The following is a 15,779-nucleotide window of genomic DNA, read 5'->3' as shown; positions in this document are numbered from 1 at the left end:
GAGTGCCGCGGCCGCCTATAGGCGGCCGCGGCACTCACGGGGTTTTTCCGTGCTGCTCGGACAGATGTCTGGCGTACTCGGCTATCTGGGCCAGGTTGCACGGGTGGATCGGGCCGTGGCAGGAGGCGCAGTGGCCGGTGCCGTCGTCGACGTGCTCGGCGAGCAGTGGAATCCATCCGCGATCGCTGTGCGAGACCAGCAGTAGTGCCGCGGACAGCATGACGGCGGACGGCTCGGGCTGGTCGGTGATCTTCAAGTCGACTGCTTTCGCGTGAGGCGGACAGGGGTGGGCCCGCACGGCGTCGGCGGCGCTGGGGGTGGGTCGCCTCGGTCGTGCGGGCCCACGCGTGGCGGCCTTACAGGGCGCTAGGGGCGCCACGCGCACAACACAGAGCGTCCCTGAATGGAAACTTTGTGTTGTGGAATGAAGCTAGCATAGGAATTCCTATGACCTCTAGGTGGACTTGCAGATCGTTCGCGATTGCAAATGGGTAAGCTCATCGGCGAGCCTGGAGGATGATGACGATGGCGGTTGCCCGCACAGTGCCTGCCCTGATGCTGTTACGTGAGCTGGACCAGCTCAGACAGCAGTCCGGCGTCAGTTCCGAGCGAGCGGCTGAGGAGCTGGGCTGCCGGGTCAGCAAGATCAGCCGTATCTTCCTCGGTCAGTCCCGGATCACTCCCGGCGACACGAAGTTGCTGGCGGATCTGTACGGCGCCGACGCGAAACTCAGCAAGACTCTGGTCGATCTGGCGCGCAACCTCGGTCGGAAGAGCGACTGGGAGCGCTACGAGTCGGTCTACCGCGAGGCCTTCCTGCTGCTCCCCGATCTGGAACGGCACAGCAGCACGATCCGGATGGTCCAGTCGGAGATCATCCCCGGTCTACTGCAGACCGAGGGATACCTGCGTGCCCTGACCGAAGCGCCCGATCCGTTCGGACGTCCGGTCGACTTCGCCAATGTGGCGCAGGCGACGCGGGAGCGGCAGGAGATCCTGACTCGTTCGGAGCCGCCCACGATGGTGAGCTTTGTGCTGTCAGAGTCGGCGCTGCGTCGGGAGTACGGCGGCCGCGAGGTCATGCATCAGCAACTGCTGCGGTTGGTCGAGGTAGGGCACCTGCCGAATGTGCAGTTGCAGATCGTCCCGTTTGCCAGCCCGAATCCGGTGACCTTCGCCTCGGTCAAGTTCGAGCTGCTGCACCTCCAAGGCGCGGGTGTAGGTACATCGTTGGACTTCGTCCACATAGAGTTGTACGACGAGGCGCAGTACCTGGACGAGCCGGGCCAGGTGGCTGCGTACGAACAGTTATGGGGCCATCTCCAGGCCGCCGCGCTGGGGCCGACTGAATCCGCCGGATTCATCGGAAAGGTGGCGGAGGAGTACGGCTGACCCGATGCGCAGAAGGGCAACAGTCATGCAGCCGAGCGAGTACCTACCCGTGTCTCAGTTCCAGACCGCGTCGTGGCGCAAGGCGCAAGCCAGTGAGCCGCAGCAGTCCTGTGTCGAGTTCGCCCTGGTTGGTGACGTGATCGGCGTGCGGGACTCGAAGGTGACCGACGGGCCGATCCTGCAGTTCAACCGCACCGAGATCGCGGCGATGCTGGACGGAGTGCGCAACGGAGAGTTCGACGACCTTGGCTGAGCTGCAGGACACCCTGGAGATCCGTGCCGTCGGCTACGATCATCCGGATGCGGTGGCCATGGTCGCGGCCGTGCAGCAGGTCTACACCGAGCGGTACGGCGGGGGAGACTCCAGCCCGGTGGCGGTCGCCGACTTCACCCCGCCGGAAGGACTGTTCCTGATCGGCTACGTCGACGGCGTCGCGGCGGTGTGTGGCGGATGGCGGTTCCGCCGCGCCGAACAGGACCCCGACGTGCTGCGCGACGGTGACGTCGAGCTGAAGCGCATGTACGTGATCGACGCGATGCGCGGGCGCGGTCTCGCCCGGCGCATGCTCGCCGAGCTGGAGGACCGCGCGGCCGCGGCGGGATCGCCCCGGATGGTGCTGGAGACGGGCGTCCGTCAGCCGGAGGCGATCGAGCTGTACCGATCGGCGGGCTACAGCGTGCTGCCCAAGTTCGGGTACTACCGCGACTTCCCGACCAGCCGGTGCTTCAGCAAGCCGCTGATCTGAGCCGGGACGCCCAGCGATAGTGTCGGCAGCCGTGCCCATCTATGCGCTCGGCGATCTCGAGCCGGACATCCATCCCGACGCCTACGTGCACCCGGACGCGGTGGTCATCGGCGGTGTGACGCTCGGTGCGTTCGCCTCGGTCTGGCCGAGCGCGGTGCTGCGCGGCGACGACGGACGGATCTTCGTCGGGGACCGCACCAGCGTGCAAGACGGCTCGATCGTGCACACCACCGCGATCCAGGACACGATCATCGGCAACGACTGCGTCGTCGGACACAACGTGCACATCGAAGCGTCCACCATCGCCGACCACTGCCTCATCGCGTCCGGTTCGGTCGTGCTCAACGGCTCCCGGATCGACGAGGGCGCGCTGGTCGCCGCCGGTGCCGTCGTCTCCCCGAAGATGCACGTGCCGGCCCGCCGGATGGCGGTCGGCGTACCGGCGCGGGTCCGGGAGAACTACGAGGTCCCCGAGGGCCGGTTCGACTACGCGGTGAAGTCCTACGTGAACAGAGGGCAGCGGTTCCGTGCCGAGCTGCGCCGATTGGACGGATGATGACTGCCAAGCCACTTTCCGAGGTCGTCGAGTCGGGCTGGGCCGACGCGCTCGCGCCGGTCGCGGACACGATCACCGCGATGGGGGAGTTCCTGCGCGCCGAACTGGCCGCCGGGCGCCGCTACCTGCCGGCCGGGGCGAACGTCCTGCGCGCCTTCCAACAGCCGTTCGACGAGGTCAAGGTGCTGATCGTCGGCCAGGACCCGTACCCGACGCCCGGACACCCGGTCGGTCTGTCGTTCTCGGTGGCGCCGGAGACCCGGCCGATCCCACGCAGTCTGCAGAACATCTACCGCGAGTACGGCGAGGACCTCGGACACCCGCTGCCCTCCTCCGGTGACCTGACACCGTGGACCGAGCGCGGCGTCCTGCTGCTCAACAGGGTCCTCACGGTCGCGCCCGGCCAGCCGGCCTCGCACCGCAACAAGGGCTGGGAGAAGGTCACCGAGCAGGCCATCCAGGCGCTCGCGGCCCGCCAGACCCCGCTGGTGGCGATCCTCTGGGGCCGGGATGCACGAACCCTGCGTCCTATCCTCGGCGCGAACGTCCCCTGCGTGGAGTCAGCCCACCCCAGCCCTATGTCGGCGGACCGCGGCTTCTTCGGCTCCCGCCCCTTCAGCAGGGTCAACGAGATGCTCGAATCCAGAGGAGCTCCACCCATCGACTGGAAACTCCCCTAACAGCCCAAGAAATGGGCTGGGCAGCTCGCACAGAGGTTCTCTACGCCGCACAGAGGCTGGGGCCTCTGTGCGGCGTGTACTCAGTCTGTGCGAGCTGGTATTTCGCGGTGTGGGGGAGCGAGTGGTTGTGAGGGAGCGGTGGCGGCGGGCGCTGGTCACTGGGGCGTCCGGGGGGATCGGTGAGGCCATCGCCGCGCGGCTCGCCGCCGACGGGGTCGATCTGGTGCTCGTCGCGCGCCGAGGCGAAGTGCTCGACCGGCTGGCGGGGTCGTTGTCCGAGCGGCATGGTGTGCGCGCTGAGGTGCTGGTTGCCGATCTGGCCGACCCGGTGCAGCGGGCGATGGTCGAGGCTCGGCTGCTCTCGGTGGACGACCCGGTAGATCTGCTGGTCAGCTGCGCCGGCGGGGCGATCGCGGGGCCGCTGATCGCACAGAGCGCGCGGCGCCGAGTCGAGGAGGTCGAGCTCAACTGCGTGAGCGTGCTGGCGCTCAACCATGCGGCGGCGTCGGCGATGGTGCCCCGGGGGCGCGGCACGATCGTCAACGTGGCGTCCGGCCTCGGCTGGTACGCGTGCCCGGGTGGCGCGACCTACAGTGCGAGCAAGGCGTTCGTGCACAACGCGGGCGCGGCTCTGCGTTACGAGCTGCGCGGCACCGGCGTCGGCGTGACGGTCGTGTCGCCCGGCCCGGTCGACACCGAGGCCGGCGCCGGCGCGGGCCTGACGATGTCCAAGGTCCCGCGCTTCGTGTTCGCCTCACCGGACCAGGTGGCCCTCGCGGCGCTGAACGCCGCGAGCACGAACAAGGCGTTCGAGCAGGTGAACCTATGGAGCCGTCTGTTCACCAGCGCCCGCATCCTGCCGAACACCGTCACCCAGCCCCTGCTCGCAGCAATCCTCCGCCGCCTCACCGCCTAACCCACACGCCACCCCCTGCCATTGGGGACGGGCGGGGAGCGGCGTTGGGGACGACAAAAAGCCGGTACGTCGTCGGACGTACCGGCTTTGTGGTCTGTACTCAGATCAGGTGCGGGTGACCTTGCCGGCCTTCAGGCACGAGGTGCACACGTTCAGGCGCCGGCGAGCGGCACCGTTCAAGCTCGCGCGCACGGGCTGGATGTTCGGGTTCCAGCGGCGGTGAGTGCGGCGATGCGAGTGCGACACGGACATACCGAAGCCGGGACCCTTGCCACAGACGTCGCAGACGGCAGCCACGTCGATAACTCCTTGTGTAGATCGGAAGCGCGCACAGGGCACGCACTGGTCGGCATACGACACCGGACCCGTTCTGTACAAGGGTAGCGACCGCATTCGCGGCCACCAAACCGGGGGCCGTCAGTGACCATCGCTACGCTCAGTGGGCAGGTGAGCGAGGAGGTCGAGGGGGCGGTGTTGCAGGTCCTTGACGCGGCCGCGATCCGGCGGTGGGCGGATGCGTCGGTGGACCTCCTGGAGGCCCACCGGGGCGAGCTGGACCGGATGAACGTGTTCCCGGTGCCGGACGGTGACACCGGTACGAACCTGGTGGCGACGCTGCGTGCCGGCGCGGAGGAGCTGGTGCGCCGGCACGGCCCCCACGGTACGGCCGCCGAGGTCACGGCCGCCTTGGCGTACGGGACGCTGCGCGGTGCGCGGGGCAACTCCGGTGTCATCGTGTCGCAGCTGCTGCGGGGGCTCGCCGAGGTGGCGGCGGAACGCCCGCTCGACGGCGCGGGCCTCGCCGACGCGCTGAGCCGTGCGGACGGTCTCGCGCGCGCCGCGGTGAGCACCCCGGTGGAGGGCACGGTGCTGTCGGTGCTGCGCGCGGCCGCCGGGACGGCCCGCGACGCGAGCACGTTGGCCGATGTCGTCGTCACCGTCGCGGAGGGCGCAGCGAAGGCACTGGCCGACACCCCGCGTCAGCTCCCGGTGCTGGCCAGGGCCGACGTCGTCGATGCGGGTGGGCACGGACTGGTACTCATCCTCGACGCGCTGGTCGGTGTGGTGACCGGCCACGCTCCGGTCACGGTGCCCGACGAGCCGGCGAGCCGCCACCACCCGAGGGACCGCGCGGCGCTGCTCGGCGAACGCGAGGCCGGATCCGCCGAGTTCGACTACGAGGTCATGTACCTGCTGGACCGCTGCTCGGCCGACGGCGTCGAGGTACTGCGCGCCAGGCTGGGCGAACTCGGGGACTCGGTCGTGGTGGTCGGTTCGGCGGACCTGCCGGGGGACGACGGCGGGCTGTGGAACGTGCACGTGCACTGCACCGACGTCGGGGCGGCCGTCGAGGCCGGGATCGAGGCGGGGCATCCGCACCGGATCACCGTCGTCCGGTTCGCCGACCAGCCCGCCGCCTCGGACGCCGGACGCTTCGCCCGGTCGCGGGGTGTGGTCATCGTGGTGTCCGGCGAGCCGATCGTCGAGCTGGTCCGAGCCGACGGCGTCACGGCACTCGTGGCACGGGACGGCCGCGCCCCGAGCACGGGCGAGATCGCGGCGGCGATCGCCGGTACCCGCGCGGAGAATGTCGTGGTGCTGCCCAATGATGTGGAACTGACCCCGGTCGCGGAGGAAGCGGCCGATCGGGCGCGCACAGCGGGGCAGGAGGTCGTGGTGGTGCCCACGTCGTCGGTGCTGCAGGGGCTCGCCGCCCTCGCGGTGCACGACGGTCAGCGCAGAGCGGGTGACGACGTGGTCGCCATGGCCGAGGCGGCCGCCGCGACCAGGACCGGGGTCGTACGGATCGCCACCGGCGACGCGCTGACCTGGGTCGGGCGCTGCTCCGCCGGGGATGTGCTCGGGCTGGTGGACGGTGAGGTCGTGCTGATCGAACAGGACCTGGCCGCCGGCGCGTGCCTGCTGGCCGACCGGATGTTGACCATCGGGGGAGAGCTGGTGACGGTGCTGCTCGGGGAGGACGCGGACGACGCGCTCGGGCAGCAGCTCGCCGACCATCTGCGGCACAGCCACCCGGAGGTCGATGTGGTGCGGTATCGAGGCGGCCCGGCGGGCCTGCCGTTGCAGCTGGGGGTGGAATGACAGACCTGAACAGCCCGCTGGTGGACCTGCTGGGCAAGAAGACGGCCGATGCGCTGGCCGCGCAGCTGGGCATGCACACGGCCGGTGAGCTGCTGCGGCACTATCCGCGTCGCTACGCCGAGCGCGGCAAGCTCACCGACCTGGCACATCTGGAGCTCGGCGAGCACGTCACGGTGATGGCCGAGGTCCGTTCGGTGGAGGTCCGCCGGATGCGGCAGCGCAAGGGCACGATCATGGAGGTCGTGATCGTGTCCGGGGGGCGCACGCTCAGCCTGACGTTCTTCAACCGTCGCGCCATCCCCGGGCTGCAGACCGGCCGGACCGGTCTGTTCGCGGGCAAGGTCACCGCGTTCCGCAACAAGATGCAGCTCACCGAACCGGAGATGATGATCTTTGGGGCCGGTGAGGACATGGACACCGTCGACGAGTTCGCCGGCGCACTGATGCCGATCTACCCGGCGACCGGCAAGCTGCCGACCTGGCGGATCGCCACGTGCGTCCGCCAGGTGCTGGACATGATCGACGACCCGACCGACCCGATGCCGATCGAGCTGCTGGCCACCCGAGGCCTGCCGGCGCTCGGCGACGCGCTGCGTCGTATCCACCGTCCCGCGCAGCACCAGGACTACCGCCGCGCCCGCGAGCGGCTGGTCTGGGACGAGGCGATGGCGGTGCAGCTGGCGCTCGCCCAGCGCCGGCAGTCCGCGCTGTTGAAGCCCGCTCCCGCGTGCCCGCCGGTGCCCGGGGGGATGCACGACCTGTTCGACGCCCAGCTGCCGTTCGAGCTGACCGACGGCCAGCGCGAGGTCGGCGAGGTGATCACCAGGGACCTGGTCGTCGAGCACCCGATGAACCGCCTCGTCCAGGGTGACGTCGGTGCCGGTAAGACGATCGTGGCGCTGCGCGCGATGCTGCGGGTCGTCGACTCCGGGCGACAGGCCGCCATGCTCGCCCCGACCGAGGTGCTCGCCGGCCAGCACGCCCGCACGCTGCGCAACTTCCTCGGCCCGCTGGCTCAGGCCGGCGAGCTCGGTGCCGCCGAACAGGCGACCAAGGTCGTGCTGCTGACCGGGAAGATGCCGGCGAAGGTCCGCAGGCAGGCGCTGCTGGACATCGTCACCGGTGAGGCCGGGATCGTCGTCGGCACGCACGCGCTGATCCAGGACAAGGTGGAGTTCAACGACCTCGGCCTGCTCGTGGTCGACGAACAGCACCGCTTCGGCGTCGAACAACGCGACGCGCTCCGCAGCCGCGACGGCGGGACCACGCCGCATTTGCTGGTCATGACCGCGACGCCGATCCCGCGCACGGTCGCCATGACGGTCTACGGCGACCTGGAGATCTCGGCGCTGCGTGAGCTGCCCCGAGGTCGTTCGCCGATCGCTACGACGGTCATCCCGGTGGGGGAGAAGCCGGCCTGGCTCGACCGCGCGTGGGACCGGATCCGCGAGGAGGTCGCCGACGGCCACCAGGCGTTCGTGGTGTGTCCCCGCATCGGCGGCGACGAGGTCACCGCCGCGGAGGACATCGCGGAGGCCGACCTCGAGCCGCCGCCTGACGAGGACGGGAAGCGGCGGCAGGCGGTGGCGGTCTTCGACGTGGCCGAGAAACTGACCGAAGGGCCGCTGGCCGGGCTGAGGCTGGGCGTGCTGCACGGCCAGCTGCCCGCTGACGAGAAGGACGCGATCATGCGGTCGTTCTCGGCGGGCGAGTTGGACGTCATCGTGTCGACCACGGTCATCGAGGTCGGCGTCGACGTGCCCAACGCGACCGTCATGGTGATCATGGACGCCGACTGGTTCGGGCTGTCGCAGCTGCACCAGCTGCGTGGTCGCGTCGGCCGGGGGTCGGCGCCGGGGATCTGCCTGCTGGTCACCGACTCGGCGCCGGGAACACTGGCGCGTCAGCGGCTGGACGCGGTGGCGTCGACGACCGACGGGTTCGAGCTGGCCCGCCACGACCTGGAGCTGCGGCGTGAAGGTGACGTGCTCGGTGCCGCTCAGTCGGGGCGGCGGTCCGGGCTCCGGATGTTGTCGTTGCTGCGCGACGAGAAGGTGATCTCCGAGGCTCGGGATGCGGCCTGGCAGCTGGTACTGGGGGATCCGTTCCTGGAGAAGCATCCGGGGCTGGCCGCGATGGTCGCCGAGATCATCGACGACGACCGGGCGGAATACCTGGAGAAGGCTTAGCCCCGTGCCCGGCCTTGCCCGTGCCCGGCTTCAAGGCATCTCGGCTGCGCCGTCGACTCGTGAGTGGCAAGGGCGCCTATAGGCGCCCGGATCACTCACGACGGAAAAGCTGTCGTGAGTGCTCCGAGCGCCTACGCCTTCGGCGCCCCTTCGGGGTAGACGCCCTTGCCACTCACGATGGCGCCTACGCCTGCGGCGCCCCTTCGGGGTAGGCGGCCTTGCCACTCACGTGGGTCACGAGGGGGCGGCGGTCAGGGGGGCCTGGGCCTTTGTGGCGAGGGTTGCCTGGGCTGCCTGGGGGAGGTGGATGGTGGTGGTCAGGTCCAGGCGGGTCAGTTCTGACCGTGCTTTCGCGTAGGCGGCCTGGCGTTCGGCGTCGTTTCCGCTGTCCCTCGCCATCGTGAGGAGCTTGATCACCCGCTGGACCGACGTCCGCTCGGCGGGGGACAGACCCGACAGGCGGATGCGGTCCGCGGTGTCGCGCGCGGCCTGCCATGAGCGGCACGCCCGGTCCACGGCCTGCTGGAACTGCGCCGCGTGGGCCGAGGGGGGCTCCTGGTCGGTGTCCAGGGACTGGGCGTGGGCGAACGCGTCGACGAACCGGCCGGTCGCGGGCACCGTGACATCGGCGAGCGCGGGCAACCGGAGCACCGCGAGCGCATCGCACTCGTAGGCGGCGTACTCGGAGCGCAGCGCGGCGAACCGGGCGTGGCTCGCGGACCAGCCGGACACCGCGCGGCGAGGCGCGGACACACTCGCCCGAGCTCTCCGGCGGCGACGCCACCGCCAGCGGACCAGCGACACCAGCGCCACAACGCCGAGACCCGCCGCGGCCGTCGCCGCCAGCGTCACCAGGCTGGCGACCACCACCAGCGCGATCGCGGTGATCACTGTCGCCGCCGCGATCAGCACCGTGACCGCCAACAACAGCCGCAGCAGCGGGTTGCGCACCCGGCGGCGCCTGCCGTGCCTTCTGGATCGACGTCTGGTCATCGATGATCACAGTCCCTTCCGAGGGCCCTGTGGCCGTGTGGTGAGGTTCTCTCCTTGGTACCTGATCGACAGGCCCGAGGCGAGAATGTTTCGGAAAGAGATCCAGTTGGAGCAGGAATGACCAGGATCATCGCCGGTTCGGTGGGTGGTCGGCGCATCGCTGTGCCCCCGGACGGCACCCGGCCCACGTCCGACCGGGTGCGTGAGGCGTTGTTCAGCTCGCTGCAGGCCGACCCGGGTCTCGACGGAGCCTCGGTGCTCGACCTGTGCGCGGGCTCCGGAGCGCTCGGCATCGAGGCGTTGTCCCGAGGAGCCGGGCACGCGCTGTTCGTCGAGTCGGACCGGCGGGCGGCGGCGACGATCCGGCGCAACCTCGCCGACCTCGGACTGACGTCGTCCGCGGAGCTGCGGACCGCTTCGGCCGCCTCGGTGCTGTCCTCCGTCGCGCCCCGGCGCTACGACGTGCTGCTTGCCGACCCGCCCTACTCGGTGCCGGACGACGAGGTCGCGGAATGGCTCGCCGCCGCGGTGGCCCAGGGCTGGCTCGCCGAGGGTGCGACGGTCGTGGTCGAGCGGTCGGGCCGGCGCAAGACGTTCGAGTGGCCAGCATCACTCGAAGGGCACCGGGTCCGGAAGTACGGGAGCACGGTGCTGCATGTCGGGCTTTGCTACGGTTCCGTTCCGTGGTGATACGCGCGGTCTGCCCAGGCTCGTTCGACCCGGTGACCAACGGTCACCTCGACGTCATCGAGCGGACCGCCGGCCTGTTCGACGAGATCATCGTCGCGGTTCTGGTCAACGAGAAGAAGCAGAGCCTGTTCACCGTCGAAGAACGCATGGAGATGCTCGCCGAGGTCACGGCGCACTGCCCGAACGTGCGGGTCTCGTCGTTCAAGGGGCTGCTCGTCGACTTCTGCCAGCAGAACGACGTGCGGGCCATCGTGAAGGGCCTGCGGGCGGTCACCGACTTCGACTACGAGCTGCAGATGGCGCAGATGAACAGACGCCTTTCCGGCGTCGACACGATGTTCATGTCCGCCAGCCCGGAGTACAGCTTCATCGCCAGCTCCCTGGTCAAGGAGGTGGCACGCGGTGGCGGCGACGTCGCGCACCTGCTGCCGGGGCCGGTGTTCCGCCGGTTGAGCGAACGGTTGGGGCCACGCGGCGGTTCCTGACACACCGCGAACCCGGTAATACACCGGTTCGGGTGCATCGGACGGCACACTGATCAACGTGTACCGGGTCTTCGAAACACTCGACGCGCTGGTCACCGTGGTCGAGGAAGCGCGGGGCCTCCCGATGACCGCCACCTGCGTGGTCCCACGGGGTGACATGCTCGACCTGCTGGACGACCTGCGGGAAGCGTTGCCCGGCGAGCTCGACGACGCCCAGGACGTCCTGGACCACCGCGACGGCATGATCTCGCGGGCCGAGCAGCGGGCCGACGAGCTGACCCAGAACGCCGAGGAGACCTCGCAGTCGGCGATCGCCGACGCGCAGGCCGAGGCGCAGCGGTTGATCGCCGATGCACAGGCCGAGGCCGAGCAGCTGGTGGCCAACGCGCGCCACGAGGCGGATGTGGCGGTGGCCGACGGCCGCGCGCAACATCAGGACCTCATCGACCGGGCACGGGCGGAAGCCGACCGTCTCGCCGAGGCGGGCCGGGCCTCCTACGAACAATCCGTGGCGGACGGACACGCCGAGCAGGCGCGGCTCGTGGCACAGACCGAGGTCGTGCAGGCCGCGCACATCGAGTCCGGCAGGATCATCGACGCGGGCGAACGCGAGTCGGACCGGTTGCGTGCCGAGTGCGACCACTACATCGAATCCTCACTGGCGAGCTTCGAGGAGACGTTGACGCGCACACTGCAGGTCGTGCAGCGTGGACGGGGACAGCAGGGGCAGCGCGGCCACTTCGGTCGCGCGGGCGTCGGCCGCGATCGGATCGGTACCGATCTGATCGAGTAGTCGCTCCCGATTTTGACTGAGTGTTCAACTCTCCCGGCGTTCCGGGCGCTCGTACACATATAGTGATCGCGGTGTCGGGTGGTCATACAGCTCATCGGCGGCCCCGGCTGACCCACCGCGACTCGACGATTGCCCTGGGGAGGCGACCATGACGAGCAGGGAACCGGAGTCCATCCGGACCGAGCATTCCGATGACCGGCCGCCGACCGACCTCGCGCCGCCACTGACCGGCGACGGATGGGCAGCGGCGTCGCCGCGCTACCCGGACGGCACGTTCGGCACCGGCGCATTCGACCCGTTCAGCTGGTGGCCCAAGCACCAGCACCGCTTCGGTGCGGCCGACGCGGGGGCCGGCGCGGAACCGACAGCGGACGAGAGCGCTCCTGTCGAGCAGCCACCGCACGCCGTGTGGGACACCCGCAGATCCTCGGCGAGTGCCCCTCCGGCGTCGCCCGAGCACCGACCCGCCCCCGGTTCGCACGCAACCCGGCCGCCGACGCCGCCCGCCCCCGGTTCGACACCCGGTCCGTCCGCCGCCGGCAGACGCGATCCCGGCCCGCCCGGCCGAGGGCCTGGCGCGCCACAGGGCCGGACCGCGCCACCGGCGCCCGGGGCCCGCCCGCCGGAGCGTCACCCGGCAGATCAGGGTGCGACCGCTCGGAGAGGGCCCAGAACCGTCGGTCCCAGAACGGTCGGCCCGCGAACCGTCGCTCCCGGGCCAGCCCCGGTGAGGCCGGCCGGGGCGAACGAGGTCGAGCCCGGTGCGCCGGGGCCGCGAGCCACCGCACCGAGGGCCGCCGGAGCGTCGGCGCGGGACAGGGCACCGGCCCCGCGGACCGGCGTACGCAGCCCCGCCAACCCGAGGCCTTCGGCGGCGAACCCTGCCTCCGGCACACCGGTCGCTCCTCGGCCACCGGCAGCGCAACCCCCCGCTCACGGTGCGACCGCCTCGACACCGCCCACCCCGAGCGCGTCCGACGCGGGCCCAGCGGCCGCGAGGTCGGCTTCGTCTCGGTCGGCGGCGGCGGAGCCCGCCGCTCCCAGGGCGACCGCCGCGACACCGGCCACCCCGAAACCTCCCACGGCGAGCCCTGCCGCCGCGACGCACACCCCTCGGCTGAGCACCTCGGAGACTGCCTCCACCGCTCCGCCGGCGGGCTCCTCGGCCGGGAGGCCCGCCGCCGCCCGACAGGCCGCTCCCAAGCCCGGGGCCACCGCCGCGACACCGGCCACCCCGAAACCTCCCACGGCGAGCCCTGCCGCCGCGACGCACACCCCTCGGCTGAGCACCCCGGAGACCGCCTCGAATGCTCCTCCGGCCGGCTCTTCGGCCGCGAGGCCCGCCGCCGCCCGGCAGGCCGTTCCCAAGCCCGCGGCCCCCGCCGCGACACCGACCGTTCCGAGACCGTCGGCGGCGAGACCCGATCCGAACCCCGCCGTTACGAAGTCGGCTGGTCAGCGGTCAACCTCGGCGGCGTCCGCCGATCCTCGGGTGATTCCGGCGCGGCCGACGAACCAGCAACCTCGATCGGCCACAGCCGCTCACCCGCCGCCCGCGACGCCGCCACCGCCGCGCGACCGTCCGATGCCGGCACCGCCGCCCTCGGCCGAGCCACAGCAGTCCCAGCGGCACTCAGCGCCGCTCTATGTCCATCCGGAGGCGAGGCCAGTGTCCTACGGCTACGGTGACGCCGCGCCGCTCACCGACGACATGATCGTCCGGCCCCAGTCGGCCCGGCCGACCGTGGGCTGGCGCAAGGTCGTCTACTCGGCGTCGGGCGGCCGGATCAACCCGGGGATGAGCGAGGCCGAAGCGGCCAAACACATTCTGTTGCGGCGGGTGCGTCGGCACCTTCCCGGTGCGCACCAGATCGCGGTCAGCTCGCTGAAGGGCGGCGTCGGCAAGACCACGGTGTCCGCCGTCCTCGGTCTGACCCTCGCGGAGTATCGGGGCGACCGTGCCGTCGCGCTGGACGCCAACCCGGATGCGGGCACCCTGGCCGACCGGCTCACCGGAGAGGTGGGTGTGACGGTCCGGCAGATGCTGGAGAACATCGACAGCATCGACTCGCTGACCGCTGTCTCGCACTACACGAGCCTGTCCGGACGCCTGCAGGTGCTGGCGTCCGAGCAGGACCCGGCGATGAGCGAGGCGTTCAGCCGCGACGAGTACGAGCGGATCTGCGCCGTACTGACTCGCTTCTACAACATCATCATCACCGACTCGGGCACCGGCCTCGTACACTCCGCGATGGAGGGCACCCTGGCGCTGGCCGACTCGCTCGTCGTGGTCGGTTCGCCGACCGTCGACGGCGCGTCGCGCGCCTCCAAGACCCTCGACTGGCTCGTCGCGCACGGACACGGTGAGCAGGTCGCCGAGGCCATCGTCGTGCTGTGCTGCGACCGGGTCAGCCCCGAGATCGACATCGAACGCGTCCGGGCGCACTTCCTCGGCAGGTGCCGGGCCGTCGTGGAGATTCCGTACGACCCGCACCTCGCCACCGGGGGCCGGCTCGACCTCGGCGCGATCCGGGAGGAGACCCAGATGTCCTTCCTCGAGCTCGCCGCCCTGATCGCCGACCGCTTCTCCGGTGGTCCCGGCTATCCTGGATAGCAGTATGACCAGACAAGAGCAGGTGAACGTCCATCCGTCCGCCGCCAGCCCGTGGGTGATCAGCACCCGGGAGCTCGGCCGCAGACCAGGCAACATGCGCACGTACCAGCGCACGCTCCAGGCACCGGCCGGCTTCGGCCTCGACGTCATCGGTATCCCCGAGAACGCGCCGGTCACGGTCGACCTGAGGTTCGAGTCGGCGAGCGAGGGTGTCTTCGTGTCCGGCACCGCGGCAGCCGGGGTGGTGGGGGAGTGCGCCCGCTGCCTCGACCCGATCGAGTACCCCGAGACCGTGCAGCTCGGTGAGCTGTTCGCGTACCCGGACACCGCGACCGAGGCCACCACCGACGCCGACGAGATCAGCCGGATCGTCGACGACTACATCGACACCGAGCCGATGATCCGGGACGCGGTCCTGCTGGCACTCCCGTTGGCCCCGTTGTGCCAGGAGGACTGCCGCGGATTGTGCCCGGAATGTGGCGAGCGGTGGGCCGAGCTCAGCGCCGACCACAGCCATGACACAATGGACCCCAGATGGGCCGCCCTTCGGGATCGGCTCACGTCCGCGCCCGACGCGGACGCGGCAACAGGCGCTGATGAGCGTCGCTGATTAGTTCTAGACCTTTGGAGAGATCGTCGTGGCTGTTCCCAAGCGCCGGATGTCCCGGTCCAACACCCGGTCCCGTCGCTCGCAGTGGAAGACCTCCGCGCCGACCCTCGCGCCGTGCTCGAACCGCGCGTGCCGCGAGTTGAAGCCGCCGCACGTCGCGTGCCCGAACTGCGGCCAGTACGCCGGCCGCGCCGTCGTCGCGCCGGCCTGATCGCCCGGCGGACCACCCTCTCGTGGGGGAACGGGCGACGCGAGGACCGGATACGGACCGTTCAGCGTTGTTGAGTCAGCTCGGCGTCGACATCGACGCCGAGCTGCTGACGCTTGCACTGACGCACCGCTCCTACGCGTACGAGAACGGCGGGCTACCGACCAACGAGCGCCTGGAATTCCTCGGCGACTCGGTGCTCGGCGTCATCGTCACCGAACATCTGTACCGCACCCATCCGGACCTGCCGGAAGGTCAGCTGGCGAAGCTGCGGGCCAGCGTGGTCAACATGCACGCGCTCGCCTCCGTGGCGCGCGAGCTGGGGCCACCCGAGGTCATCGGTAGTGAACGCGGCGGTCTGGGTACCTACCTGTACCTGGGGCGCGGCGAGGAGCTGACCGGCGGGCGGGACAAGGCGAGCATCCTCGCCGACGCCACCGAGGCGTTGCTGGGCGCCGTGTACCTGGAGCACGGCCTCGAGGTCGCCAGGAGCGTCATCGAGAAACTGTTCGACGGGCTGCTCAAGGCCGCGCCGCTGCTCGGCGCCGGTCTCGACTGGAAGACCAGCCTGCAGGAGCTGACGGCATCCTCCGAGCTCGGTGTGCCGGAGTACCGGATCACCGAGGACGGTCCGGACCACCTCAAGACGTTCACCGCGGTGGCCGTCGTGGGTGGCCGCGATCTCGGTGCCGGCGTCGGTCGCACCAAGAAGGAAGCCGAGCAGAAGGCCGCGCAGCTGGCCTGGCGCGCGCTGTCGTCCGAGGACAGCGCGGCCGGCAAGACCGGCCCGGCCGACGACTGACA

General features: G+C 70.6%; 20 protein-coding genes. 15 read left to right on the top strand and 5 right to left on the bottom strand.

What is annotated here, in order from left to right; genetic code table 11:
* Positions 1-34: 34 nt before the first annotated feature.
* Positions 35-256 carry a hypothetical protein gene (locus G406_RS0102070; protein ID WP_028932506.1) on the bottom strand — a complete coding sequence of 74 codons (222 nt, stop codon included), beginning with the start codon at positions 254-256 and terminating at the stop codon, positions 35-37.
* A gap of 269 nt (positions 257-525) precedes the next feature.
* On the opposite strand from G406_RS0102070, the gene G406_RS0102065 reads away from it, so the two are divergent.
* The 6 genes from G406_RS0102065 to G406_RS0102040 all read left to right on the top strand — a co-directional run bounded on the left by G406_RS0102065 (position 526) and on the right by G406_RS0102040 (position 4,290).
* Positions 526-1,392, top strand: a complete 867-nt coding sequence (locus G406_RS0102065; protein WP_169736565.1) for a helix-turn-helix domain-containing protein — start codon at positions 526-528, stop codon at positions 1,390-1,392.
* Between the two features lie 49 nt (positions 1,393-1,441).
* A complete protein-coding gene (locus G406_RS0102060) occupies positions 1,442-1,645 on the top strand; it encodes a DUF397 domain-containing protein (protein WP_028932504.1) in 204 nt (67 codons plus the stop codon).
* A gap of 13 nt (positions 1,646-1,658) precedes the next feature.
* Positions 1,659-2,138 carry a GNAT family N-acetyltransferase gene (locus G406_RS0102055; RefSeq protein ID WP_028932503.1) on the top strand — a complete coding sequence of 160 codons (480 nt, stop codon included), beginning with the start codon at positions 1,659-1,661 and terminating at the stop codon, positions 2,136-2,138.
* 31 nt (positions 2,139-2,169) lie between these two features.
* Positions 2,170-2,694, top strand: coding sequence for a gamma carbonic anhydrase family protein (locus G406_RS0102050; RefSeq protein ID WP_028932502.1), 525 nt, complete (start codon positions 2,170-2,172; stop codon positions 2,692-2,694).
* Positions 2,694-3,374, top strand: a complete 681-nt coding sequence (locus tag G406_RS0102045; protein WP_028932501.1) for a uracil-DNA glycosylase — start codon at positions 2,694-2,696, stop codon at positions 3,372-3,374. The genes G406_RS0102050 and G406_RS0102045 overlap by 1 nt, the downstream gene beginning before the upstream one ends.
* 127 nt (positions 3,375-3,501) lie before the next feature.
* Positions 3,502-4,290, top strand: coding sequence for an SDR family NAD(P)-dependent oxidoreductase (locus tag G406_RS0102040; RefSeq protein ID WP_028932500.1), 789 nt, complete (start codon positions 3,502-3,504; stop codon positions 4,288-4,290).
* 105 nt (positions 4,291-4,395) lie between these two features.
* Here G406_RS0102040 and rpmB read toward each other — a convergent pair whose 3' ends face one another.
* On the bottom strand, positions 4,396-4,587 hold the full coding sequence (gene rpmB, locus G406_RS0102035) for a 50S ribosomal protein L28 (protein WP_028932499.1): 192 nt from the start codon (positions 4,585-4,587) through the stop codon (positions 4,396-4,398).
* A gap of 150 nt (positions 4,588-4,737) precedes the next feature.
* Here rpmB and G406_RS0102030 point away from each other — a divergent pair, with 150 nt between their 5' ends.
* Together G406_RS0102030 and recG are read left to right on the top strand one after the other, a co-directional pair.
* Positions 4,738-6,393 carry a DAK2 domain-containing protein gene (locus G406_RS0102030; protein ID WP_245606978.1) on the top strand — a complete coding sequence of 552 codons (1,656 nt, stop codon included), beginning with the start codon at positions 4,738-4,740 and terminating at the stop codon, positions 6,391-6,393.
* Positions 6,390-8,582, top strand: coding sequence for an ATP-dependent DNA helicase RecG (recG, locus tag G406_RS0102025; protein WP_028932497.1), 2,193 nt, complete (start codon positions 6,390-6,392; stop codon positions 8,580-8,582). The genes G406_RS0102030 and recG overlap by 4 nt, the downstream gene beginning before the upstream one ends.
* Positions 8,583-8,816: 234 nt before the next feature.
* On the opposite strand, the gene G406_RS53545 is transcribed toward recG, so the two are convergent.
* Positions 8,817-9,575, bottom strand: a complete 759-nt coding sequence (locus G406_RS53545) for a DUF2786 domain-containing protein (RefSeq protein ID WP_156934627.1) — start codon at positions 9,573-9,575, stop codon at positions 8,817-8,819.
* 117 nt (positions 9,576-9,692) lie between these two features.
* Between G406_RS53545 and rsmD the strand changes: the two genes are divergently transcribed.
* From rsmD to G406_RS44120, 3 genes are read left to right on the top strand one after another with little or no spacing between them, the layout of a single operon-like run.
* Positions 9,693-10,265 (top strand): 16S rRNA (guanine(966)-N(2))-methyltransferase RsmD, encoded by a 573-nt coding sequence (gene rsmD, locus G406_RS0102010; protein ID WP_028932495.1) that lies wholly within the window; start codon positions 9,693-9,695, stop codon positions 10,263-10,265.
* Positions 10,262-10,750 carry a pantetheine-phosphate adenylyltransferase gene (coaD, locus tag G406_RS0102005; RefSeq protein WP_028932494.1) on the top strand — a complete coding sequence of 163 codons (489 nt, stop codon included), beginning with the start codon at positions 10,262-10,264 and terminating at the stop codon, positions 10,748-10,750. The genes rsmD and coaD overlap by 4 nt, the downstream gene beginning before the upstream one ends.
* A 58-nt stretch (positions 10,751-10,808) precedes the next feature.
* Positions 10,809-11,543 (top strand): SPFH domain-containing protein, encoded by a 735-nt coding sequence (locus tag G406_RS44120; protein ID WP_064742818.1) that lies wholly within the window; start codon positions 10,809-10,811, stop codon positions 11,541-11,543.
* A 642-nt stretch (positions 11,544-12,185) separates the two neighbouring features.
* Here G406_RS44120 and G406_RS0101995 read toward each other — a convergent pair.
* Together G406_RS0101995 and G406_RS0101990 are read right to left on the bottom strand one after the other, a co-directional pair.
* Complete coding sequence (locus tag G406_RS0101995) at positions 12,186-12,437, bottom strand: hypothetical protein (RefSeq protein WP_028932493.1); 252 nt, start codon at positions 12,435-12,437, stop codon at positions 12,186-12,188.
* A 39-nt stretch (positions 12,438-12,476) separates the two neighbouring features.
* Positions 12,477-12,911 carry a hypothetical protein gene (locus G406_RS0101990; protein ID WP_028932492.1) on the bottom strand — a complete coding sequence of 145 codons (435 nt, stop codon included), beginning with the start codon at positions 12,909-12,911 and terminating at the stop codon, positions 12,477-12,479.
* Between the two features lie 301 nt (positions 12,912-13,212).
* Between G406_RS0101990 and G406_RS0101985 the strand changes: the two genes are divergently transcribed.
* The 4 genes from G406_RS0101985 to rnc are packed head-to-tail and all read left to right on the top strand — an operon-like array spanning position 13,213 to position 15,777.
* Positions 13,213-14,157, top strand: a complete 945-nt coding sequence (locus G406_RS0101985) for a MinD/ParA family ATP-binding protein (protein ID WP_028932491.1) — start codon at positions 13,213-13,215, stop codon at positions 14,155-14,157.
* A 4-nt stretch (positions 14,158-14,161) separates the two neighbouring features.
* Entirely contained in the window at positions 14,162-14,767 is a 606-nt protein-coding gene (locus G406_RS0101980; RefSeq protein WP_211241010.1) for a YceD family protein, read from the top strand.
* Positions 14,768-14,795: 28 nt separating this feature from the next.
* Positions 14,796-14,978, top strand: a complete 183-nt coding sequence (rpmF, locus tag G406_RS0101975) for a 50S ribosomal protein L32 (protein WP_028932489.1) — start codon at positions 14,796-14,798, stop codon at positions 14,976-14,978.
* 22 nt (positions 14,979-15,000) lie between these two features.
* Positions 15,001-15,777, top strand: a complete 777-nt coding sequence (rnc, locus tag G406_RS0101970; protein ID WP_028932488.1) for a ribonuclease III — start codon at positions 15,001-15,003, stop codon at positions 15,775-15,777.
* Positions 15,778-15,779 lie beyond the last annotated feature (2 nt).

This window comes from Actinospineispora spinosispora DSM 44797 (assembly GCF_000429025.1).
GTDB lineage: Bacteria > Actinomycetota > Actinomycetes > Mycobacteriales > Pseudonocardiaceae > Pseudonocardia > Pseudonocardia spinosispora.
The sequence above is the reverse complement of the archived record's forward strand: the minus strand, read 5'-3'. Positions and strand labels throughout refer to the sequence as shown.

What these genes read in the sequence shown, in the direction of transcription:
- G406_RS0102065 (WP_169736565.1), top strand. Translation starts at nt 526, where the DNA reads ATGGCGGTTGCCCGCACAGTGCCTGCCCTGATGCTGTTACGTGAGCTG.
- G406_RS0102045 (WP_028932501.1), top strand. Translation starts at nt 2,694, where the DNA reads ATGACTGCCAAGCCACTTTCCGAGGTCGTCGAGTCGGGCTGGGCCGAC.
- recG (WP_028932497.1), top strand. Translation starts at nt 6,390, where the DNA reads ATGACAGACCTGAACAGCCCGCTGGTGGACCTGCTGGGCAAGAAGACG.
- G406_RS53545 (WP_156934627.1), bottom strand. Translation starts at nt 9,575, where the DNA reads ATGACCAGACGTCGATCCAGAAGGCACGGCAGGCGCCGCCGGGTGCGC.
- rsmD (WP_028932495.1), top strand. Translation starts at nt 9,693, where the DNA reads ATGACCAGGATCATCGCCGGTTCGGTGGGTGGTCGGCGCATCGCTGTG.
- G406_RS0101980 (WP_211241010.1), top strand. Translation starts at nt 14,162, where the DNA reads ATGACCAGACAAGAGCAGGTGAACGTCCATCCGTCCGCCGCCAGCCCG.